At 43.4% G+C, this 21,883-nt stretch carries 22 protein-coding genes and 2 pseudogenes; 8 read left to right on the top strand and 16 right to left on the bottom strand.

Features of this window, described 5'->3' with window-relative positions; translation table 11 throughout:
• From PDUR_RS18635 to PDUR_RS28870, 5 genes and pseudogenes are all read right to left on the bottom strand, one after another.
• Positions 1–3,156, bottom strand: a complete 3,156-nt coding sequence (locus PDUR_RS18635) for a type I restriction endonuclease subunit R (RefSeq protein ID WP_042207633.1) — start codon at positions 3,154–3,156, stop codon at positions 1–3.
• A gap of 23 nt (positions 3,157–3,179) precedes the next feature.
• The gene (locus tag PDUR_RS29390; protein ID WP_156130510.1) at positions 3,180–3,383 is read right to left on the bottom strand and encodes a restriction endonuclease subunit S domain-containing protein; all 204 of its coding nucleotides are present in this window, start codon (positions 3,381–3,383) and stop codon (positions 3,180–3,182) included.
• A gap of 34 nt (positions 3,384–3,417) precedes the next feature.
• Positions 3,418–4,440 (bottom strand): annotated as a pseudogene (locus PDUR_RS18625) (N-6 DNA methylase); the annotation flags it as partial.
• A gap of 19 nt (positions 4,441–4,459) precedes the next feature.
• Positions 4,460–4,684: pseudogene (locus tag PDUR_RS18620) on the bottom strand (restriction endonuclease subunit S); the annotation flags it as partial.
• Positions 4,678–4,824 (bottom strand): hypothetical protein, encoded by a 147-nt coding sequence (locus tag PDUR_RS28870; protein ID WP_156130508.1) that lies wholly within the window; start codon positions 4,822–4,824, stop codon positions 4,678–4,680. The gene PDUR_RS28870 and the pseudogene PDUR_RS18620, both read right to left, overlap by 7 nt.
• Before the next feature lie 445 nt (positions 4,825–5,269).
• Here PDUR_RS28870 and PDUR_RS28865 point away from each other — a divergent pair, with 445 nt between their 5' ends.
• The 8 genes from PDUR_RS28865 (at position 5,270) to PDUR_RS18590 (ending at position 11,572) form a co-directional block, all read left to right on the top strand.
• Entirely contained in the window at positions 5,270–5,443 is a 174-nt protein-coding gene (locus PDUR_RS28865) for a hypothetical protein (RefSeq protein WP_156130506.1), read from the top strand.
• Between the two features lie 42 nt (positions 5,444–5,485).
• On the top strand, positions 5,486–5,809 hold the full coding sequence (locus PDUR_RS18615) for a hypothetical protein (protein ID WP_042207630.1): 324 nt from the start codon (positions 5,486–5,488) through the stop codon (positions 5,807–5,809).
• A 320-nt stretch (positions 5,810–6,129) separates the two neighbouring features.
• Positions 6,130–6,462 carry a hypothetical protein gene (locus tag PDUR_RS28860; RefSeq protein ID WP_156130504.1) on the top strand — a complete coding sequence of 111 codons (333 nt, stop codon included), beginning with the start codon at positions 6,130–6,132 and terminating at the stop codon, positions 6,460–6,462.
• 78 nt (positions 6,463–6,540) lie between these two features.
• Entirely contained in the window at positions 6,541–7,053 is a 513-nt protein-coding gene (locus tag PDUR_RS18610; protein WP_042207629.1) for a hypothetical protein, read from the top strand.
• Positions 7,054–7,582: 529 nt separating this feature from the next.
• On the top strand, positions 7,583–8,962 hold the full coding sequence (locus PDUR_RS18605; protein WP_042207628.1) for a helix-turn-helix domain-containing protein: 1,380 nt from the start codon (positions 7,583–7,585) through the stop codon (positions 8,960–8,962).
• A gap of 313 nt (positions 8,963–9,275) precedes the next feature.
• A complete protein-coding gene (locus PDUR_RS18600; RefSeq protein WP_156130503.1) occupies positions 9,276–9,659 on the top strand; it encodes a hypothetical protein in 384 nt (127 codons plus the stop codon).
• A 647-nt stretch (positions 9,660–10,306) separates the two neighbouring features.
• The gene (locus PDUR_RS18595; RefSeq protein WP_042207626.1) at positions 10,307–11,014 is read left to right on the top strand and encodes a hypothetical protein; all 708 of its coding nucleotides are present in this window, start codon (positions 10,307–10,309) and stop codon (positions 11,012–11,014) included.
• 24 nt (positions 11,015–11,038) lie between these two features.
• Positions 11,039–11,572 carry a hypothetical protein gene (locus PDUR_RS18590; protein WP_042207625.1) on the top strand — a complete coding sequence of 178 codons (534 nt, stop codon included), beginning with the start codon at positions 11,039–11,041 and terminating at the stop codon, positions 11,570–11,572.
• 513 nt (positions 11,573–12,085) lie between these two features.
• On the opposite strand, the gene PDUR_RS29895 is transcribed toward PDUR_RS18590, so the two are convergent.
• The 11 genes from PDUR_RS29895 to PDUR_RS18535 all read right to left on the bottom strand — a co-directional run bounded on the left by PDUR_RS29895 (position 12,086) and on the right by PDUR_RS18535 (position 21,875).
• Positions 12,086–13,105 carry a hypothetical protein gene (locus PDUR_RS29895; protein ID WP_233277397.1) on the bottom strand — a complete coding sequence of 340 codons (1,020 nt, stop codon included), beginning with the start codon at positions 13,103–13,105 and terminating at the stop codon, positions 12,086–12,088.
• 96 nt (positions 13,106–13,201) lie between these two features.
• Positions 13,202–15,016 (bottom strand): VirB4 family type IV secretion system protein, encoded by a 1,815-nt coding sequence (locus PDUR_RS18580; RefSeq protein WP_042207624.1) that lies wholly within the window; start codon positions 15,014–15,016, stop codon positions 13,202–13,204.
• Positions 15,017–15,020: 4 nt separating this feature from the next.
• On the bottom strand, positions 15,021–15,854 hold the full coding sequence (locus tag PDUR_RS18575) for a C39 family peptidase (protein WP_042207623.1): 834 nt from the start codon (positions 15,852–15,854) through the stop codon (positions 15,021–15,023).
• A gap of 3 nt (positions 15,855–15,857) precedes the next feature.
• Positions 15,858–16,478, bottom strand: coding sequence for a TraC-like domain-containing protein (locus PDUR_RS18570; protein WP_233277396.1), 621 nt, complete (start codon positions 16,476–16,478; stop codon positions 15,858–15,860).
• An 83-nt stretch (positions 16,479–16,561) separates the two neighbouring features.
• Positions 16,562–18,295: a DUF8193 domain-containing protein gene (locus tag PDUR_RS18565; RefSeq protein ID WP_042207621.1), complete on the bottom strand. Its 1,734-nt coding sequence runs from the start codon at positions 18,293–18,295 to the stop codon at positions 16,562–16,564.
• Between the two features lie 70 nt (positions 18,296–18,365).
• The gene (locus tag PDUR_RS27440; protein WP_052410298.1) at positions 18,366–18,935 is read right to left on the bottom strand and encodes a DUF6550 family protein; all 570 of its coding nucleotides are present in this window, start codon (positions 18,933–18,935) and stop codon (positions 18,366–18,368) included.
• Between the two features lie 116 nt (positions 18,936–19,051).
• Positions 19,052–19,588, bottom strand: coding sequence for a hypothetical protein (locus tag PDUR_RS18555; protein ID WP_052410297.1), 537 nt, complete (start codon positions 19,586–19,588; stop codon positions 19,052–19,054).
• A complete protein-coding gene (locus PDUR_RS18550) occupies positions 19,585–19,980 on the bottom strand; it encodes a DUF4320 family protein (protein ID WP_042207619.1) in 396 nt (131 codons plus the stop codon). Before PDUR_RS18550 ends, PDUR_RS18555 begins: the two co-directional genes overlap by 4 nt.
• Before the next feature lie 35 nt (positions 19,981–20,015).
• Positions 20,016–20,888 carry a hypothetical protein gene (locus PDUR_RS18545; RefSeq protein ID WP_042207618.1) on the bottom strand — a complete coding sequence of 291 codons (873 nt, stop codon included), beginning with the start codon at positions 20,886–20,888 and terminating at the stop codon, positions 20,016–20,018.
• A 17-nt stretch (positions 20,889–20,905) separates the two neighbouring features.
• Positions 20,906–21,655, bottom strand: a complete 750-nt coding sequence (locus tag PDUR_RS18540; protein ID WP_042207617.1) for a JAB domain-containing protein — start codon at positions 21,653–21,655, stop codon at positions 20,906–20,908.
• Positions 21,633–21,875 (bottom strand): hypothetical protein, encoded by a 243-nt coding sequence (locus PDUR_RS18535; RefSeq protein WP_042207616.1) that lies wholly within the window; start codon positions 21,873–21,875, stop codon positions 21,633–21,635. The genes PDUR_RS18540 and PDUR_RS18535 overlap by 23 nt, the downstream gene beginning before the upstream one ends.
• Positions 21,876–21,883 lie beyond the last annotated feature (8 nt).

Below are 21,883 nucleotides of genomic sequence, written 5' to 3'. Positions count from 1 at the left end.
TTATCTCAACTCATCCTTCAAAGGAACAATGACTTCATCTAACGTCTTTCTCCACTGACGCTTCATTTCTGGCCCGTATTTTAACGGTTTTACATCTGGATGTACGGCTTTAAACTTATCAAATTGCTTGCTGTCAATAATTCCCCCGATATTTGGAATAGGTTCTGATCCTATTACATATTGAACAGCAGATGAATGCAGCTCTCCTTCATCCACAAACCAAGCTTTCGCAAATTCTCCAATCGCTTTATTATAGGATTCGGTGAAGAAACGTCGTTTCACTACAAAAGTATCTTCCTCTGAATTTATTTCTTTGGCATCAATGGCGTTTAAAATCGCGCGGTATACTTCTTTAACAATTTCTGATTTTTTCAGTTTTTGAAGTGCTATTTCGATCTCGTCACGGATATTCTGATTATTGGCTGAGTACGTTTCTAATAAACGGTCAATATAGGTTGAGTCAATATCATAAATCTTAACCGCATTTTCTCCATAGAATTCAATGTCCGAGAAATTTGGATCAGGTCCATCTTCCCCTTCAACAACTAGCGATCCCTTAACCGTGTTGTATACGCCAAAATATTCTTCTAGGGTCTTGACCTGTTCTTGGAGGACTTTTGATTTCTCTATTTCATCGTTGTAATCATCATACGTTACTAAAGCTTCGTAAGCATTATTTAGTTCTTGAAAAACTTTCACAAATTCAATCCGAGTTTCAAGTGGAGAGTGCTCGTTAATGTCGGTTGGATTTGGCACCAGTTTTTTCAATGTTTTGTGAGCCTTTTGGAAGCGTTTCTTCGACTCATCATATGTTGGATAAACAAGATTAGATTCCTCTTGTGCGTGAGAATATAACTTCGTGGCATCTTCTACATTCTGTTCCATTGTCGAAGGTTTTCGGAATGTTACAATTAATCCTTTTATCTTCCCGGGATAGGTACGATTAGTCCGAGAAAAGGCTTGAATCAAATTGGCATAACTTAAATTTCGATCCACAAATAACGTTTGAATCGTGGGTGCATCAAATCCAGTTAATAGGCGATCTACAACAATGACAAGATCAATTTGTTTCCCAAATTCTTTGAATTCTGCTTTCTTACGAGCTAAACGATTGTTGATATCGCCATTATATCGTTCAATATCTTCTATCGACCAAGCTGTATTATAATAATCGTTATAGTCCTTAATAATTTCTTTCATTTCATCTTGAATTTGTTTGGAATTATCTTCGTTTTCTTGTATCGAATAGGTGACGGCAATACGAGGGAAGTTCGGATCTTCAATCGTACGCCCTGTTCGGATCGGATGTCCAGCAAATTCTTTCGTCAACCATTCTGGATCTTTGGTCATTTCCTTGATTGCCTGATAGTAGCGTTTCGCCATATCAATGGATTTAGTTGTTAAGATGGCAGACTTCTGCGGGCGACCGTTTTGGAAATCAAATTTGATATAAGCATTATCTGGTCGAAAAATCTTATGAATGACTTTTTTAATATGTTCATCACGTTCAAAAAAAGATGGTTCAAGATATGCTTCCTTTTGCACGCCATCCATTTGATCGATCATATCGTTAATTTCATCATCACTAAAATCGGCATATTTTCCATTTGCACGCAGTTGATTAAAGATATAATTATTTAATGATGTGGGTTCAATCGTATCTTCATGCTCTACTTGGAACCCTAGAACGGCCCCATCATCCAATGCATTCTTAATGGTATAAGTGTGCAAAACTTCTCCATATTGATCACGAGTGGTGCGAGCTAATTGGCCTTTAGCTTGTTTTTTATTTTCATTAAATATCGGCGTACCTGTAAAACCAAACCATGTAGAGTTTGGAAAGAATCCCTTAATCTCTTCCATCCCTTCAGCACTCAACGCTCGATGGCATTCATCCACGACAAAGACAATATGTTGCCCCAGTAGCTTCTTAAATCGTTGGGTACCTTTTCGATCCTCTTGCCTTTGGGCATAGCGTAAGGCAGCTTCTAATTTTTGACGAGTGGTAATAATCACTGTATTGGAATTGGCATCAAATAGTAGAGTATTACTTAGTTCTTTCGCACTTCCGGTTCCGACAATCAAGCTATTAGACTTGGCTTTACCAGAAGAAATACCGGTATTAAATTCGGAAGCAAATTTAGTAAATTCTGTCGTCGTTTGATTATCCAAGTCTTTTCGGTCAATGAGCATAATTGTACGATCTACACCTGGTTTGCGAGCTAATAACTTCGTAGAAACAAAACTTGTCAACGTTTTTCCTGAACCGGTCGCATGCCAAACATATCCAGATTCATGTTTCATTGCAGATGTAAACAAGGCTTCAATCGCATGAATTTGATAAGGCTGTAATACCATTAATGCTTTGTTGTCCTGGTCCTCGCTAACAATCGTATAATTGGCAATCAATCTATGTGCATCTGGAATATTTAAGAACTGTTTTACAAATTCATAGAGATTTTCTACTTTTCGATTGTCCGATGTCCGCCAACTAAAGACAAATTTCTTATGCATGTCTTTTGGCATCGCATTGGAAAAATAGCGAGTCGTTTGTTCGTTGGAAATGACAAATACCTGAAGAGTAGAAAAGATATTATTTCTAAACATTCCTTCTTCTGCGTATTTCTTAATTTGATTATAGGCTTGAAATACGCCGTCTTTAGCACTGATTTGTTTCAATTCAATTTGAACAATTGGCAACCCGTTGATTAAGAGTGTCACGTCAAATCGGCGATCACGATCATCAACGTTTACCTTTTGTTTCGCAATCTGATGAACGACTTCATATGTAGAGATTCCGCCACCAATGTCTTGATTGGAATATAGCACTAAAGACATCGAACCTAAAGATACATCTTCACGTTCAATCGTAATACGAGCAATTCCATTCTCCCCTTTGAGCCATCTAGCAGCATCAAAGGGTGTCTGTGTTTTTGATAGTAACTCTGTTTTAATCGTGTCAAATTCTTTATCAGAAATTGTATGATCTCCAATTTCTGATAAGTTATTTTGCGTAATTTTCTGACGCAAGTTCTTCCATAGGTCTTCTTCAGATTTTAAATCCGGACGATAATTCCACTGATTATGCCCTTCCCCTAACACTCCAATCAGGCGACGTTCCACTTCATCCTCATTGTTATGTGGTATCTTTGTCATGTTTCTTCCTCTCTTCTGTTTGCTTAGACAAACATCTTTTGTAGGAATGCTTGTTTCGTTTCTTTCAAGGCATCTAATTCGCGTTGATGAAGAGCGATAATGTCGTCAATTTGTTTGAAAAAGCTACCTATTTTGATTTGTTCTTGAATAGATGGTGACAATATTTCTACATCAAAGACTAGTTGTTTGTTAAGACCCCCACGAGTCCCATCTCCCGATGAAATCAAACGTAACTCCTCGTACCGCTTTTCTAGATTCTGAAAAATAAACTCGTAATGTAGTTCGCCACTCGGAACAATCTTGTGGCGCTAATTTCCCATAACGATTGAAACGAGAATCATCTAAAAATGTATCGTCTGCAGACCATTTTGCAGAGTAGGGTGGATTCATAAGGACCGAATCAAAAGTATAAGGCTCATCTGTCGGCCAATCCTTGTTCAATGTATCCCCATTGCGTAAACGTATATCTTCTTTATTAACACCATGCAAGATCAAGTTCATCTTCGCTAGATTATAGGTCGTTGTATTTAGTTCTTGTCCGTGATACTTTACACTATCTGGATGGTTAATATAGTTTCGAATATTCAACATCAAGGAGCCTGATCCCATGGTCGGGTCAAATACGCTAAACAATTTTTTGTCTTCTTGACCTATTGCGGCAATACGAGCCATCATGTCAGAAACTTCATGAGGTGTATAGAATTCACCAGCTTTCTTGCCAGCTTCTGAAGCAAATTGACCAATCAAGAACTCATAGGCATCCCCAATCACATCGCCATTATGTCCTATCACATCGATATTATTTAGTTTCTTCAGGACTTCTGTAATGGTAATGTTCCGCTGTTGATCATCTGATCCCAATTTTTTTGATTTCAAATCCACATCATCAAATAATCCGTTGAATTGGTCATATTTCGTAGACAAATCAATAAAGGATTTATTCAAGTCATTCAACTGAAACGTATTTTGTTTTGCTTGATTGGTTAATTCATTGAATAAATAATCTGGTTCAATATCATAGCCCAATGTATCTACTAATGTTTCAATTAAGTCATTTTTTACATCTTTATCTGCCAATAAATCCCTATATAATTGAATTTGTTTTTCTTGTGTGTTGTATTCTTCTAGCGATTCATCTGCTATTTCAACAACTTTTTCTAATAATTTATCAGATAAATACTTGTAAAAGATTAATCCTAACAAGTAATTTTTGTATTCCGATGCATCCATCTTGCTTCGCAAGTTGTCTGCGGCACTAAATAATTTTGAGTTTAATTCAGCCATGTTGCGTTCCTCACTTTTTCTATTGTTGGTCTAATTGCTTCAATACTTCAAAATAAAGTTGCTCTTCAAGTTCTGCTTGTTTCTTTGCCAAAGCTTGACGCTTTCTCAAAATGAAATAAGCTTTACCAATCGTCCGTTGTTTCTCAATACTTGGAAACTTGATTTCCAACTTTTCTAGTATCGCTGGAGTAAATTTTGGCACAGTACTTCCTTGCATTGAAATTGCCAATTGCTTTTTCATCGATTATCAATATTATTCCATGCTTTATCAAAATCTTCTGGATGATCTACTCTCCAATAATCCATCCAAATCCAAAAACCATCCAATGTGCGTTGTATGACATTATGGTTTGATATGAAATTCTGGAGGGCTAAATTATCCAAATTGTGTCTCCTTTCAGTTTAAGAAAACTAATTAGATACTAATCTTATATCATATCATAACATAAACGGATTGCGCATAACTGCCTCGTTACTTTAATGTAAAAAGGAACAGCTGCCTGCCGCGGCAATCCGCTACCTTATTTTTAACTATCGTTCTGAGTTACCAAAGATTTCTTGAATCGATTCCGTCGAGAATGGGTTCAAGTTCTTGTCATTGGCTCTGACAAGAACTTGATCCCATAAAATACAAAAGCCGCGATTTACGCGGCTCTTAATGAGATTATGTTCTTGTCACCCAACATGAAGCTAAAGTTAAGTTTCCTAATGCTTCAAAGCAAGAAATGAAAGACTACTTTGAAATGGTTTTAGACAATATGGCAAAGAAAAGCAAGATAAATAAAGAAGTGCTACATCGATTAAAAATGTTCCTTGTAGAGGTGAGGATATGTTTAAAAAGAGAAACTACGAGGAAATAGCAAATGGTTTGCAAAAAAGGAAAAAACCAGTTTCTGTAAACGAACAATTTCCAGAAGATTATTTGTGGGTTTGTAAAAGTTTTTCTGAAAACAAAATATCCGCAGACTATGTTCTTCTTTCGTATGAAAAAGCAAAGCAGTAAAATAAAGACTATCACAAAGATTTTGCAGAATTCGACGAGAACATGTGGATATTTGCGGAAACTGGACAAGGTGATTTTTGGTTAATTAATTTAAGTAACACTTTTGATAGTACTGTTTATTTTTATGATCATGATACAGAAGACTTTCAATCTGCAAATATATTAAATATGTCTGTAGATTTAAAAGAATGGTTTATATTGGCTGATCTTATATCGCAAATGGAAGAATTATTAGACACACAAGCCGATATTTACTTTGATGAAAATTTGAATCTTAAAAACGAGTACAGACAAGAATTGCTTGGTGAAGTTGAAAAAATCAAAGAAGGGCTGTCGGATATTTATCCATTTGAACTAAGGGGGTAAAATAACAAATAAGTTTTTGATGTGAATCTTGTATGAATCCTTTTACGGCCTATTTTATGCAAAATGCATGAAGATAGGCCTTTTTTTGACGATTAAAGATTATGACACAGCAGAATATTGCTTAACTGATGCCTGATTCCGTGACTACTTGACTTGATATTTTCTATTTTTAAAGTATGGAGACGACGGATGGATCATGAACATGACCGATCCCGAGGGCGGCGTCCGAACGTGGACATACGACGAGCTGGCTAGATCAAGGTGGGCACTCACATCACCATGGATCGTGATCTATAATGGCGGGATGGTGCTGTATAGCTATGTACATGATCAAAATTCATGGATTGATTCTATGGGACTCTTCCCATGGAATCAATCCTAGTAAGAGTGGACATCACCTTGTTTATGCTGGAAAAGCAAAAAGTATTGCTTTGGATCATTTAGCATCGTATCAATCTACTCCTACATTCTTTTTCAAAGAAACATATGTGGAAGGTCCTCACGAAAGAATTCATGCTGCTCAAAAGCCTCACGTAGGTCCAAGGCAAGGGCGATGGAAAGGTACCGCAGAAGAGTTATTTGAAGCCTCTAAAAAAGGATTAAAAGATGTTGATGATATTTATAGGCGGTCTAAAAATTCCAGGTACTGGTGAAGTAATTGCTCACAATGTTACACCATCACAAGCTTGTGATTCATTAATGGAATAGCATAACAAAATATCGAAAAAAGGATGTCGATTAAAATAAAAAGCTTGTTTTCTGAACTCAACGGATTTGTAGTATATGAACCTGCAGTACTAAAGAAATACTTGGAAAATAATGTTTTATTAGAAAGTGATGTTTTGCAATACTTTACAGAAACCGATCATGGTGAGATTATTACTAAAAATGGAATAGCTATACCGATTATAGGAGTTAACACTGGTTATTATAATTTTAATGTTGTCTTTGATGAAGATTCATTAGAATTGAAAAAAGAGGAAATAAAAGCAAGATCCTCTGGTTGGATATACTATACATATTCAGAAAAACTTTGTATTGTGGGGATAGGTTTTTTTAAAAACATAGATTCAATTAATTCGAATAATAGTCTGACATTCAATATTGACAACGGTTGGTATTCGGTAGATATTTTATGTGGAGAAAAAGAGGATCATGAGGAACTGATGTTTGAACTCTTACTAAAGAGAGAAGAAACTACTCCAACTTTTTTCGGAGATTTTGAAACCGAATATTATTTTTGAAGATACCAAATCCATTTGAACTATAAGGGAGTAAAATAACAAATAAGTTTTTGATGTAAATCTTTATGAATCCTTTACAGACTATTTTATGCAAAATACATGAAGATAGGCCTTTTTTTGATGATTAAAGATTATGACGCGGTAGAATATTGCTTAACTGATGTCCGACAATCTGATTTAGGTGTCATTGCCAGGCGGCAATGTAACTTCTGAAACTTGGATTGTTGATTAGAAGGAATACCTTTTCTTGAAAGATTAGGTTACTTGTATTATTAGAGGGATGAGGACCTTATACCGCAAACGAAACACGAAATCGACACTTGAATTTTCCTATTAAGTGCAAGGTAAAGACCCCGAGGGGACAGCGTAAAACGGTTTAAGCGGTTCGCTATTTTTTTGGCGCACCAATACACAAATTGTGGATAACTTTCAAAAACATTCAATATGGTATGGATTTCCTGATATTGACCAGTGTAATATTGGGACATAGAGAATACACAATTTGGAAATATGGTGGTGAAGGGTTATTGTGTGCACGGAAGGGACATCCATTTTAAACGTTTTAAAAGATTACTTACTTGAGAAAAAGTTAACGATCACCCAATTTGCAGAGGGTTCTGGTTTGAATCCCATTACACTCAGCAATCTGGTACATGGCCATCGTCCGATCTCCATTCATCATCTCGACATAATTACGATGGGAATGCAAAAGAAAGCAGGTATTTTCTATGATCAGTACATCAACGATTACATTCTGAATATGCGACCGAATTGGCGGCGAGTGAGACCCTTGCTACATCGCTGTGCTGAACTGGAAAAGCTTGATTGCATGAAGCGTATTGTTTCATTCCTCACGGAGAATTTAATGTATCTGCCAATGTTATTCGAGACGGCTGAGACCTTTCTTGCTTTAGGCTTCAAAGATGCAGCGGTATTGCTCTATGAATGCGTAGCTGAAGGAGAGCGGCTTCAGCATTCAGAACGTCTCGCTTTATGTCAATACCGATTGTTTACGCTTGGTCTTGGAGATGATCAGGACATAAATCTGCAGGTTGCCCATCGGTTCGAGCCTTTTGTGGACCGGCTTGACGACGCCGATCAGCTAGATGCTTTAAAGAGACTCGCAGATGTATATGCTTCTTTACACCGCTGGGAGAAGGTCGTGAATTTAGCGGATAAAATGGAGGAGAAAGCTAAGATGCATCCGAAGTATTCGTTGGATAAGCAGCCGGAACGGCCTCTGATATATTATATTCTTTATTCGTACTTACTCAAAGCAGCAGTCTACGATGAGCGAAGTGATTATAGACAGGCTCTTTACTATACATCTCTTTATAGCAACATTGGAGAATCTTCTTATAGCGAATATACTGAAGATGAACAAAGAGTGGTTAGCCAGTTCCAGGAATGGAGCACCGCCAATATATATGTATATCGCCTGATGTCTGGAGAGGTGGAGGTTCTGAGGGAGTATGTGGACTATGTAGAACTACGTCCGGATGAGATACCGACAGCCCTGTACAAGATTGTGCAAGCGGCAAACCTGTATCAGATTGATATAGACGATGTTTTGTTGCGATTTCAAGGAAAATTAGACTACTATGATCAGCGAAGCCGATTAGGAAAGTTGAATCAACAAATAACCAAAGATCGGCATGCGTGCTTCCAAATTGAGTTGGCGACTTATTATTTGCGCACAAATAGGTGGCAGTTCGGATTAGATTACATTCTGAGAAGTTTGCAATTTTCTGTTAAAATTGGGAGTGAGCACAATATCTTGAGGTGTATTGGGCTATTTGAGCAGTATCGGTACGTGGCATCAACAATTCAACAAAAGGAGTATAAAAGATTAATAAGGGAGGTGCAGAAGTGTGAGAAAAAAGCTGACCATTTGGCTGATCGCCGGTAGTTTGTTGCTCCTTACTTCGGCTCTTATTGTTGACCCTAACAGCGCATTAATTGAGCCATTAACGCATGGATTGGGAGGTTAGAAATCGAGTCTGAATAGCTGATAGAACAGACCGCGCACTCACAGCGCGGTTTTTTATGCGTCAATTTTGGAAAATGTCTACCTATCCGATGGAAAAGTACACTTTATATATGGCTCCGCTTCCCGGACTAAGTAGGTCAGTCTTCCTTTTCACAAAGCTTGATGGAGTTTCGATCTGAATACAGAATCGCTAAGGGAACTTACCGAAGAAATGGGGGAAGCGATTCGAAAGTTGTATTACAGCAAAGAGAGCCAATGGGAAAACGAGATTCGAGAGGGGCTTGATGCGTTTGTGACGCGACATATTTATTTTGAGTTTTTGCGACTGGATTGGCTGAAGCGGTTGGAGCAGGCGCGGCAGCAGGAGTATCGGGACATTGTAGAGCTTTTGCCTTACAAGAAAGTCACCCACATCCCCCCTAACATCCAGACGATGCAGGGACAAAACCAGAATTTGTGGAGCCACGTGCTGGATATCCTTTCACCGGACGAACCCATTCAGAAAAAGATGGCAACCTACTTCAATACGGAATATTACAACAGGCCTTATGACGCGGCAGGACATACCTGCAAGGAGATTGGAAAGAGAAGAAAAAAGCCGAAAGCCCGGCGTTAAAGGCATACCGCAAGGCATATAGGAAGCGTTTGGCCTGGATTAAGTATGGAAAGATTACAAAAGAAGCTTTATATGAGTGGTTAGAGAAGGCGCGGGAACAACGAGATTCATGTGTACGTGGAATTCTAACATTAGAAGCGTTCCAACAGTGGCTAGAAAACGACAAATGATGAAGCAAAAGCATTTCTATAGGAGAACATCTCATTTGGACAGGAAATTTATTTCCAATTTGTGCAACTTTATTCCAGTTAGAGCGTCTATCTTAATAAGGCATCAGCAATACCGGAAAATTGTAGATGCCTGACTCTTGTTATAGCTCAGTTCTGGAGTCTGTTTCCAATCACGTTCTGTAGGAACGGTATTAACAAACAGCTCATGCGCGCTTACTTTGCTGATGCCAAAGCGCACTCCTGCATCCAGAACCTGTTAGTGCTTTGTTAATCGCGATAGTAAGAGTAGCCTATCTTTGCGAGGTGAGATAAGTTTTCAGTTTCTTCTTGTCAGTTCTGATGTGTTTTATACACTTAGAAGGAAGGTGGAGGAATATATCAACTCTCATCAAATGATGATCACACCACAATACACTGTCCTATTTCTATTGGAGAAAAACCGTTTCAACCAAAAATAATTGAGGAGGATTGTCAGCTATGTCCTTGAAAAAAAACAGGGTATTTGTCTTCTTGGCGGTTATCATGGTTTTTGTCATCATGTATTCCGGTTTACCTATTGCTAATGCCAGCCCGGTAAACCCTCACTGGTACGCAGCTCATCGGTTGTCTGCAACAAATACAGGCATATACTCGTCAATAACAAATGACCAAGAGGATCTGAGTCACGTTTCAGGCACATTTATTAATAAAGAAATGTGGCTAGTTTTTAACACTAATGCAACCCGGTGGATTGAAGCAGGGACGACACGCGGCCCTGTAAATAACAGTGATGGGTATGTAGACGATTGGCACGGCCATTTTATTGCCTATCAAACCGCCTCAGGTGATTATCACGAAAGAAATGTGGAAACGGAATATAAAACAGGAACCCATAATTTTCAAATATCTCGTGATACCCTTAACGGTTCAACAAATTGGACAATTTATTTTGACTACACTCAAGTAGCCACGATTCCATCCATTACAGATACTAGCGGGATTTATCATGATGTTGGGATTGAAAGCAGCGATTCCGATAATTCCTTTACTAGCGGAACCTACTCTTCGGCTATACAGTATCGCAATACATCCGGTTCATGGGTAACCTGGAGTTCATCCACAGCAACCCGTATGGATATCACTAATGGAACAGGTTGGAGCGCAACTTACTCGTCTTCTAACAATCGTTTAACGTACACCCACTAAAATAATGAATAGGAGTTGAATGACATGAAATCCATTGCGAAATGGACGATAGCACTTGCGGCAACAGTTTTTATTACAGGGAGCATTTGGTATGGTGCTAATGTAAATGCGGCAAACCTTCCACAATTAAAGCCGATTGGTGCTGAAGCTCAAATCTATAATCTAAATCCCGAGCCGCTGTTAAAAGCGAATTCGGACCAAAAGGAGCGTATTTTGGCTAACAAAGAAGCGATTGCAAGCAAGTTCAAATTGAGTGGAAACAATAAAATTGAATCTTTTGAATTGAAGTCGTGGGGTGAGTACAACACAGTCAATTCAAAAGACGGAATTGAGGCAGAGAATACTACAGTTGATAAAAGCCGACTCGTCTGGGTGGTCAAGGTTGATTTTGCAGATGGTTATGACACGAGAGTTGGTCACTTTAATAATGCAACCGTCACCTATGTGATTGACCCGGAAACTGAACATGTTTTGGCTCAAGATGTCAAAGGTGAACAAGTGACCTTTACTGGAGGACCCGCTAGGTTTGTAGGAAAGAAACCTGTAGATGCGGATTAATTTTAGTTAGTTGTTTCACAAAACAAACATAAATGTCTTCTTGCTGTTTAGATAATTCATATTTAAAGAAGCCACATTCACACAAGGATTTGAATGTGGCTTCTTTAAACCGATTTGTACCGATTCCCATACTGTGAATTACACCTCGTAAAAAACAGATATTGGGGTCCTATGTTTATACCGATCTTACAGTCTTTATCTGACACCCAATTAATTTGGTCAGGGCTTACCTAAGCATCCTTATGCCTCCATTAAGAAAAGGAACAGATAGATTGACTATTGGAAAATGAGGTCACCGATGTAAAGAAGGGAATTTCAACCTATTTGCATGATTATATGGGGCTGTCGATTAACAAACCTCCCTGTACTTCGTCAGAAAAGATGAAGATAGACTTCATCTGCTTTAAGATACATGGCCTCGTTCTAATCCAATCCGTTTATCGCAGCGAAATTATACTCTTGGTTCATCGTTCATTAACATTACCTTGCGCTACATATAGTGTTTACCCTCTATCAAATCACTATATGTACTTTGAGTATTGTTCTAAACACCTCGCCGTTGGCATTTGAGTCAAACAGGTCGTGAGATCCTTCGACAAAAAGAATATTTTGGCTAATGGTTTCGATCAGATAGGGTCTCATATTATCCGGTACAAATAATCCCAGTGCATGTATAGGTAGGCCTTTGCAGCGTTCCATAGCCCGATAAAATCCTGCCAGTTCGTAAGGCATCGCTGAACCGCAGAGTAACCGAATTTCCGCGTCTACAAAGGTTTTCTGCAGATGCTGTTCTCTTAGCACGCCGCAATCCACGACAATAAAGTTATAGCCCTGATTCAATTCCCTAGTTAGATAGAAGTCGTTGCCCTCCATAGCATAGGCATTCCCGATCTTCTCCGGTTTAAACATATGGACAATATGCGCCAGATGATTACTGGTATTCGCCTCCAGATAACAAGCCGTCCCTCCATGAGCATTAATCCAGCAAACCAGATTAAACGCCGTAGTAGTAACACCTACACGCCGGTCACATCCGGCAATAGCAATCGTGATATTGGTGCAGCTAAAGCGGTATAGCTCTTCTTCTTTCATGAAAGGGGCCAAAGACATTTCTTCAAAAGGAATCGTGTGCATGGTAGGTTTGAACCGTTGCATTCCATCGTAGGAAAGACATTGCCGGATCTCCTCTTGTATGTCCTTAATCTCGTCCGCTGTAACTACATTCCAGATGCTGACCTGAACCAGTTGCTGTAGGAAAGGACTGCTCTCCGGCAGTCCTTCCGCAATGACAATAATGCGCATTTCATACATCGTTTGAAACGATAAGAGCGCCTGCACCATTTCTTCATCGGATTCCATAAACGCCGTTCGGTCAAGTACCACATAACGAACATGGCTGAAATGCCGCATATCTTTGACAACAAAGGACAGGAGAGAGAACTGCCCACACAATTTTTTCAGCGGTAATTCCTGCTCCTGTTCGATAAAATCCAGCAGATTGATATGGGCTTTACTGGTCAGATATAAAATCATCGGTTACCCTTCCTTTATGAACATTAAAATGATTCCCACGATCACCAAACCCGCGTAGAAAAAAAGCTCGATGAGCTGCTTCTTTTTGTCCATGAATTACCGTCCTCCTGCTGTACCCATGTAGGCAAATTTGTAGTCCGGGATTTCAAAATGGACATGCAGGCGTTTGGAGCCGATTATCAGAAGCGCGTGCTCCCGTTTCTTACTGGCCAGTAGTTCCTCTTCCGCATCCGTCAAGTTGTATAGCTCTCGTGTCTCTTGTAGATTTTTTCCGTCTGTTCCCATCAATATCTTGATGCAGGGAATATCCAGCAGCGCTTGTCCGTACATTTTGATTTCCGGGGCTAGAAAATCGACAACACTGTGGGAGATAATCGCAAGCCCTGCCTCGTATTTCCGGGCTCGCTTCTCTACATTGCGTAAGAACACCAGGCTTTGCGGCACGTTCGGATCGATCATCAGATAACACTCGTCGCAGATAAGCAAGACTGGCTCTGACCGATCTTGAGACATTTGTTCCCAACACCACGACAGGAGGTTAAAATACTGCGTTCGCTTGATATTGTCGGAGGTATTTTGCAGCGTATGGGTATCCAGACAAATACAACGGCTGCGGGTTTGAATCGTGCTGTGACCGTTCCACAAAAAAGAATCCCCGCCGTATGCAATATCATAGAGCAGCAGGGACAATTCTTTGTACACCTCATCGCCAAGTGTTTGTTCTTTAGTATGAATCAGGCCGTGCAGGTCGGAAAAAATCGGAAAGTCGGTGTTTTGCAACTTGGCGATGTCGGTGGTCCAGGTGATCTGAAACTGGTTGTACAACTCAATGAGGCATTGCTTGAGGACGGCTTTCTGCATCATGGTCAAGCCGGGGACATAGAGGTTAAAGAAGATTTCCAGATTTTTGAGATGCAGCGCCATATCCGACATGCCGTTACCCTCATCTTTATAAAGCGGAAATTCTTCATTCTCATCGTCGCGGGGAGCCGGTCGGATTTGCAACGGATTGATCTTGCCGTTCGATCCGCCTCCGGCATTGATCCAATCGCCGTTTAACCGCTGGCACAGTTCTTTGTATTCGGATTCCGGGTCGATGAAGATGATTTTGGTTCCTTTCATATATTCACTGAGGGCCATGTGTTTCACTGCTGTCGATTTGCCCACGCCAGCCACGCCCATAATGACGATGTTGGAATTGGTCCGGTCCCCGCCGCGCTTCCATAAATCCACAATAACCAGCCCGCCGCTGGCGTCTTTTGCCAAGTAATACCCGGTTCCATCGTTGAAGCCGGAGCTTGCAAAAGGAAAGCCACCGACGAAGGTACTCATGGGCATGATTTTGTTCAGGATGCTTTCAATCTGACCCTGAGCCGGATACATGGGGGAGAGATGCTGAAAGCTTTCCTTTTGCAAGTGAGCTAAGGTGCGGACTTTGCAACGCATCATGCTGAACGTATTCTCCACGCGCCGACAGGCGCGGGCAAAAAGCTTGTCATCCTCGGCAAAAGGCATCACCAGCAGATTCATGAGTCCCACGGTTTCCCCGTTTTGGTCGATTTGCAGCATGATGTTCTCACCATCTGCCGCTGCCTTTTCCGCCCGTTGACGGGTTAGCGGGTCTTTGGCGCTGTCAGCCAAACTGCGGTTTTGCGTAATGGACTTGGATATGGCAGAAATCAGCGCGCTGTTGTCAATGGGTTGAAAGCCGATGGATACCATCGTGGCGGGCAGATTGGTTAGGGTGGATAACCAGCCGACATCGGCTTTGGGTGGATACTGAATAACGCCGTACAGTTTGGCGGCCTGTTCTCCGATCATGAATCCGTTTCGAGAAAACTCCAGCCCCATTGGGGTGATGACATTTAATAACGAGGGATTGACGGTTGGTATAGGTTGAGATTGCTTCATCGGATTACGACTCCTTTCCGTTAATGATCCAGAAGGGACCGCCGGCCGCTGCGTTCTTCCGTGCCTCATTCAAAATGATGGAGAACTCCCAGGCTTGTTCACTGCGCTTTCGGCTAGCCGGGTCAGCGACAAGAACCTTGCCATCCTCGGACACGCCGCGCAGCACCATAAAATGGCCGGAAGACGTAAAGTGGCCCTTACCCATAATGACAACAACCAGACTTCCACGAGAGAGCGCGTCGATGATTTTCTGCTGCTCTCTCGTCGTAGCTCCTTCTACTTGCAGGCCAAAGTGCCTGGCTCCATCGGGAATCAGACTGTGATAACTGCCGGTTCCTTCAGCCAGGTAGCCGTTTTGATAGGCCCAATTAGACATCATGACCGGATCAACCGTCTTATTGGTCAAAGTGGAAACGACAATAGCCAAAGAAGTCGGGCCGCAACCGGAAGCTCCGATGGTATCGCGGGGGCCGTAGGGCTTGTCCGCCCAACGGATGTCCATTTGGTTGTAATAGACCACTTCCCGACTACCGTCCCGAAAAATCACGCCATCGTATTGCTGGCCTTGGCTTTCCTGATAACCTTCGTCTGTTTCTTGCAGCAATTGGGTAAACCCGTAATCCATACGCATCTCATTTACAATAGGGACTTCATTTGCCCGTAACATAAGCTTTAGTGAATCCAGGGGGGAAGTGAGCAATTGCAGCACCATCGCCGCAAGGAGCAAAAATCCGATAACGGGAGCCAGGATCAGCATCAGTATCCGTTTACGGGACTCTTCATCGGCAGCGACTTTGACGGCAAGTTTTTCCAAGAGCTTGGCGGTGGCTGGGTTCATGACTTACACCTCCCGAAGCGTAAGGAATGGCATCGTCGCTTCCGGTTCGGTGGCTTCCAGATGGGTGTAAGCCGGATTATTGACGAGGTTGCATAGCTGGACAATATCCTGCTGCTTCAAAACTTGAGCCTGCACTTGTCCGTCCTCAAAATGATGGACGAGCCGCTTGGCCTTCTCCAATAAGTCCCGTTCGCCCCCGGCTTCCTGGCGCTGCCACAGCATCAGGTAAAATTGCCGCTCTACGACTTCCCCTGACAGGGCAAAGGTGTTCATTTCCAGCATCTCTTGCCGCAGCAATTCCTTTTGTTTTGGATCGGCGGCAGGGAGCAGTGCTCCAAGTTCGGAGATGAGCGGCGAAATATCAATCGGACGGCTGACGGCAAGGAATTTAAAGGGAAAGCGAATGGAAGATAGTTCAGCGGTCAACTTGTTAATCAGCAACCGTTTTTCCGAAGGGCTTAACAAGTCCAGGCTAATGGGGAAGATGCGCAAATAGCAGAGCAGCCAGCCGTCCTGGGTATAGAGGAAGTTTCCACGGATGTCTTGAACATTGACGAATTGTTGGGCGGTTTGGGCAGCGAGATCCGTACCTGTCGGCTTTGGTTTGCTTTTTCGCAAGTACAAAAGAACTGCCCCTCCGCCAAAGAGGCAGAGGAGCAGCATGAGGATGGGCAGCAGCATCAGGTCAGCACCAACCTTTCGTTATTTTATTTTTGTGGGGCAATATGCCAATCCGAATACAGGTTGCCGGTGATGGCGATGGTTCCTTGGAGTTGGACGGTCAACATGCCTTCGGGCGTCCAGGCATCTAAAATACGGGTGATTGGCGTATAAGGACCATCCGGGAACCAAAGGGGTGTGAAATGTACCCGGCTTTGGTAGGTTGAATATTCGTTGGGCTGTAACCAGAAGCTGGCACTGAGCCCGCTCGTTTTAAGATCATGCAACCGCCAGTATGTCTGATAAGCAAATTCTGGAAAATAAGAAGCGGCGTGTTGCGCGCCGGTGATGTGACTGGTTGGCGCATTGGAGGATAGCTCGGTAAAGCTATTGATTTCGATGCCGTAACCCGACTTCATCCGGGTTGACGAAGGGGAGGGGGATTTGGAATCCGGCGTAACGGACTGACGGGCGGACAGCGATGCCGTATAGCCGGTCCAGTCATAGTCCCACCAGCCTTCATCTTTCCAGTATCCGTGATCTTGCCAATAGCCTGAGTCCTTGCCCGTACTATGCCATTGCCAATTGGATATCCATACCCAGTATTCATGCCAGCAGGCCGACCAAATGCCCCAGGATGCACTTGTTTTGGCTGCATACGCGGGGACGGAAGGAAGTTGAAAGGAAGAATTGCGGTCCGTAGCCTTTGGATCGGGCGGTGGATTTTGATTTAAATCCACAATAGAAGCTGTAATACTCGAAGCACTCAAAAATCCCTGAGAGGCACTGACTTGAATCGGGACGGTTTGCGGGGTGCTGGGTGTTCGCCATTTCACCCAAACCAGTTGACTTTCTCCTTCGGGGATGACGATGTTCGTCACCGTATAGCTGCTGCCCATGATGGTAAACGTAACACGGGCCGGGGCCTTCGGAGTAATTTGCGCGGAAGTGGAAAGGCGAACGGAGGTAATGACATCGGTGTTGGTGCGGTACTGATAGCTGGTTTGGCTGGGCACTGGTGTTGTCGGGGCGTCATGAAAACGCACGATGCCAAGGCCCAAAGAGGTTATAATTTGATCGTTACTGACGCGGCTGCCCGTCGGGCCGTCCCAGGCAGGAAAGCCAAGATCGGGGGTTTCCAGAAACATCGCCAAGGGGAGGTTTTGATGGGTCAGGCTAACCATTCTGGAACGCAGGCCGCCGTTTAGTACTTGGTCATACAATGCGGCTTCATGGGCTGTCATTCCCATAAAGCCGCCTTGAAAAGTGAAATAAGCAATAGGTTCCAAAAGTAGCTTGTAGTTACCATTCGTTAGGGCGTTATAGTCTATGCCAGTGTCATTGGCAATCATTTTAATTGCGCCTTCTGAGCAAAAATACTTTTTAATCACCTCAATATTTCCAATACCGTCGCCTGAGTTAACGATTTGAGGCATGGGTGTTTCGGGAGTTTGATAACTATATCCACCAACTTGAACATTAAGAACAGAGCTAGTTCGATATTGAATTTTGCTGATTTTTCCAAAGTGAATTAGCTCAGCGGATGGTGTTTTATTGGTATAGTCAATAGAAGGTGAAACTGGTTTTTGATCGGCAACTCGAATAATCGTTACTCTGACTCCATCATAACCGGGGGTCCATTTATTCTGGGATGTTCCCGTTCCCATATCTCCCCCACCATGATCAATATTTCCATCACCCTCTCCATCAGCAAAAGCGTAAGCAGTATACAACGAGAATAACAGTAATATTGAAAGAAGCGCAGTTAAAAAGCGTCTCAACAGTACCACCTCTCAAATGAAAAGGAGTACAGGCTTTAAACCTGTACTCCTTCTGCAAGATTTTGTTTTTTTAATCCATAGAGCCAACTTGCTTGTTCCAATCACCATCAGAGGTACTTACGCCGCCTTGATTAGCTCCACTGTCATTAACCCATCCGAAACCAGGAACCCAAACCTGTCCCTTGCTATTCTTGTCTCCGGCTTTCGGCTCGGTGGTTTGTTGTTTGTTCGGCAGTGTTTCTTTTTCCTCGTATTTAGGAGGGGAAGCAGGGGACTGCGGCTTATTGGTTGCTTTCGCCTTCGGTGTGGGTGGTTCAGTCGGGGAAGATGTTTTCTCCGGCTTGGTGATCGGGACTTCGATATGCTTTTTTTCTTTTTCCGGCTGGAGAACAGGAGCTTCAGATAGGGTTGGTTGTGGTTTCACCTCGGCAACGACAACCGAAGAAGGGCTTGGACTAGGCGATGTTGTGGAAGGCCTCGGCTGAATGTTCGTTATCGATATATCGGATGGAGTAGTTGTTGGTACAGTGGTTGAGTGAGCAGGAGCTTCATCGCTTTTGGTATTGGGCCAGGCCATCCACACGGCGATTAGCCCTACGATAATGAGCCCGCCGATGACTCCCCCTGTTTTACGCTTCACGTTTCTTCATCTCCTTGAGTGAATTATGTGATAAGGGTTACTCTCATTGTACTGTATAAAACTGTAAATTCCAATAGAATCCACGATGTTCTTTCTCCACTGGCAGGTTGCCCTTGCTAAAACCGCTGCCTGTAGACGGCCTTCACCTTCAAGTTCGCCTGCATGGGGGGCAGATGGTTCCAACCAAAGGAAAGCGGTACTTCCAGATGGATGATGGCTTGGGCGGTAAATTGTCGGGTGGTGCCCGGAGAATCGGGAGCAAAAGGCGCATTGAGAACCGTAACAGAAAGACCGGATAGACGATACTCTTCCTGTCCCGCTGTTGTTTTCACATAATAACTTCCCTGCTTGGTCAACCCCAGTTCTTCCTGGAGCCGGGAGGAAACATCGCCTGTCGTCACCTGTTTATTCCATTGGTTCCGGGTGCGTGCAAAGCCACCGGAGTAGCTTTGTCTCAATCCGGTATAGACATTGCTGTAATTTTCGGTTGCTACAGCAATAACCGAGCTTTGGACCGCATTCCGCACACCACTTGCAATGATCGTCAGGCGCATATATTCATAGATGGCGCAGGAAACAATCAGAGTCGATAGTATAATCGCCACAACCAGCGGAAACCCATTACCGGAACGGTTGTTCCAGACAAGCTTCACTTCCAGAACACCTCGCTTTTTCCGGTAGCCTTGGCAGTCAGTCCGATGGGGAAGGAACCGAAGCTGCCAAACAAACCGATATTGACGGTGGTTTGCAGTGTCACGGTCACTTCTTCATTAATCTGGATCTGCCCAGTTCTGCTCCAGGAGACGGTTGGGTGCAAGCCCGTCTGCACCTGCAATTCCGCTTCCCGCTGCGAGGTTTCCGGCCCGGCTCTGCCGGAAATCTCCGCTTCCCGCGCCAGTTCCGTTGCAAAGGTGTCCAACTGATGCTTTACAATGAACACCGGAATTACCTTGATGACCAGCGCAACGCACAGCATCGCGGCCAGTACCAGCACCACGACATCGACATAGCCCTCGCCACGTTTGCCTCGGAGAATGGATGGCATGGCAGTTCTCCTTTCTTCATCAGATGGGCAAAGGATTAAAACAGCTTTCCCATCGCCTTCATAATTTCCATGCCCAAAATGACCATGTACATCAGCATAAAGCAGGCCAGCATATAAAAGGAGTATTTGCGGATTTTTCCGGGGCGCTTCATAGCTAACATTTTTAACCGCTGAATTTCCAGTAGCTTGAAGTCATGGGCCAGCATTTCAAAATAGACTGCGCCTTGGTCGCCGCGCAGTACCGACAGCAAGCCTCGTACCACATCGGAAAGCATCGTACTGCCAATCCGGGTTTCCAGTCGCATCAAAGCCGTTTCCTGATTGCCGCTCTTCATGTCGGCTACCGTAATGTGCAGTTCGCTTTGTAAGCTGCCGCCAGCATGTTTGGCGTATACCTCCAGCATCCGCAGTACATCTCGCGTTGCCTTTAGCTCCTGGGCAATAGTCGCCACAAAACGGGGCAGCTCAGCTTCGATTTGCCCCCGCTTTTTCCGCACCACTTCATCAGCAGTTCGTATTTCCTTAAAGTAAACGGCGATGGCCAGAAAAATAAATACAGGCGAGAGTAGAGGCAGCAAAGGAAGGGTAATCAACCCGCCGGAGAAAATCAGGCTCGCTTTGACAATGGCATGAGCCAGATACGCCTCCGGCGTCAGTCGGATGCCTGCAGAATGGAGAGTCGCAGCAGTTTTACGTTTGTAGTAATCACTGAGCGGCAGCTTTCCGGTCAACCAAGCGGACAGTCGAAAGAGCAGCGTACCCAAAAGGGACGTTTTGAGCTTACCGATCTTTGCTACCTGTATTACGGCGCGGGTGGCGGCAAGGGTAGGAAGCTTGAACACATCGGCCAACAACAAATAAGCTCCGGCTGCAAATAGCACACCGAAGCCCCACAGTACTCCTGTCATCAATCGCTTACACCTCCTTATCGCTCCCATTCCTCTTCCATGACGGCTTCGTCCAGCACGCTTTCACATAAGAGGACGGGGAGATATGCTTCGGGTTCCTCCTGGTTCTTTAGCGTAATCATTTCATAAGTGGCTTCTTTTTCCGCAGCTTTCGGTACTTGTCCTAATTGGGCCATAGACGCATAGCCGGTACCGCCAATGATAATGTGATCCAAAACGTCGATTTTAAGCGGCTCAAATATGGCAACCATCCGTTCCGTTAGGGCAATGTCCTCCAAGGAGGGCTTCAAGCTTCCGCTTGGATGATTGTGAGCCAAAATGACCGAGGAACAATCACAGTTTAACGCGGCCTTTAATACATTTCGCGGATAGATCGGGGCTTCGGCAATTCCGCCTTCGGAAATAATGCGAGTTTCGATGATCTGATGGCTGTTATCCAGAAAGGCGACCATAAACCGCTCCCGGTCCCGAAGTCCGCTTAAGAAAGCGGAAAAGTAACTACCCGCCAGATCTGGAGAGGTTATTTTCATTTTGGCGTTTTCCTCCCCCCATTGGAGTACCCGATGAGACTGAAGAAAGGCATTGAGTTGTTCAACTTTGAGCAATTGCTTCTGGGTAAGCTCCAGGGCATAAGGGTGCTCCAGCGCATTTATTAGCTTACCCACGGTCCTGTAGCGCTGCAATTTGCCCAGTGGAATGCCGGTAAGCTGGTGGAGTGACTGGATATAAGCGGCAATGCTCTTCTTATCCAGTGGGGCCGGGTCCATCGGGTTTGCTCCTTTCCGAAGCTGAATGTTCCATCACCTGTAAGACTTGTTTGACGGCTTGCAGCCTTTCCGTAAGCTCGGTGGGAAGCTTCCATTCCTCTAACCGTTCCCAAAAGAGACGGATGCCGTGCTGCTTGATCAGCGCCGCTAACCGTTCGGTTTCCTGCGGAGACGTTTCGATCAGTTTGCCTAATAATCGGGCCGTTTCCCATGCAGGCATAGTTCTCC

It is taken from the genome of Paenibacillus durus, assembly GCF_000756615.1.
Classification (GTDB): domain Bacteria; phylum Bacillota; class Bacilli; order Paenibacillales; family Paenibacillaceae; genus Paenibacillus_AQ; species Paenibacillus_AQ durus.
This window is presented reverse-complemented; position numbering and strand designations above follow the sequence as displayed.

Excerpts from the sequence above, each read along its gene's own strand:
- PDUR_RS18635 (WP_042207633.1), bottom strand. The coding sequence starts at position 3,156 with ATGACAAAGATACCACATAACAATGAGGATGAAGTGGAACGTCGCCTG.
- PDUR_RS28865 (WP_156130506.1), top strand. The coding sequence starts at position 5,270 with ATGTTTAAAAAGAGAAACTACGAGGAAATAGCAAATGGTTTGCAAAAA.
- PDUR_RS18615 (WP_042207630.1), top strand. The coding sequence starts at position 5,486 with ATGTGGATATTTGCGGAAACTGGACAAGGTGATTTTTGGTTAATTAAT.
- PDUR_RS28860 (WP_156130504.1), top strand. The coding sequence starts at position 6,130 with ATGTACATGATCAAAATTCATGGATTGATTCTATGGGACTCTTCCCAT.
- PDUR_RS18610 (WP_042207629.1), top strand. The coding sequence starts at position 6,541 with ATGTCGATTAAAATAAAAAGCTTGTTTTCTGAACTCAACGGATTTGTA.
- PDUR_RS18595 (WP_042207626.1), top strand. The coding sequence starts at position 10,307 with ATGTCCTTGAAAAAAAACAGGGTATTTGTCTTCTTGGCGGTTATCATG.
- PDUR_RS18590 (WP_042207625.1), top strand. The coding sequence starts at position 11,039 with ATGAAATCCATTGCGAAATGGACGATAGCACTTGCGGCAACAGTTTTT.
- PDUR_RS29895 (WP_233277397.1), bottom strand. The coding sequence starts at position 13,105 with ATGATTTTATATCTGACCAGTAAAGCCCATATCAATCTGCTGGATTTT.
- PDUR_RS18580 (WP_042207624.1), bottom strand. The coding sequence starts at position 15,016 with ATGAAGCAATCTCAACCTATACCAACCGTCAATCCCTCGTTATTAAAT.
- PDUR_RS18575 (WP_042207623.1), bottom strand. The coding sequence starts at position 15,854 with ATGAACCCAGCCACCGCCAAGCTCTTGGAAAAACTTGCCGTCAAAGTC.
- PDUR_RS18550 (WP_042207619.1), bottom strand. The coding sequence starts at position 19,980 with ATGCCATCCATTCTCCGAGGCAAACGTGGCGAGGGCTATGTCGATGTC.
- PDUR_RS18545 (WP_042207618.1), bottom strand. The coding sequence starts at position 20,888 with ATGACAGGAGTACTGTGGGGCTTCGGTGTGCTATTTGCAGCCGGAGCT.
- PDUR_RS18540 (WP_042207617.1), bottom strand. The coding sequence starts at position 21,655 with ATGGACCCGGCCCCACTGGATAAGAAGAGCATTGCCGCTTATATCCAG.
- PDUR_RS18535 (WP_042207616.1), bottom strand. The coding sequence starts at position 21,875 with ATGCCTGCATGGGAAACGGCCCGATTATTAGGCAAACTGATCGAAACG.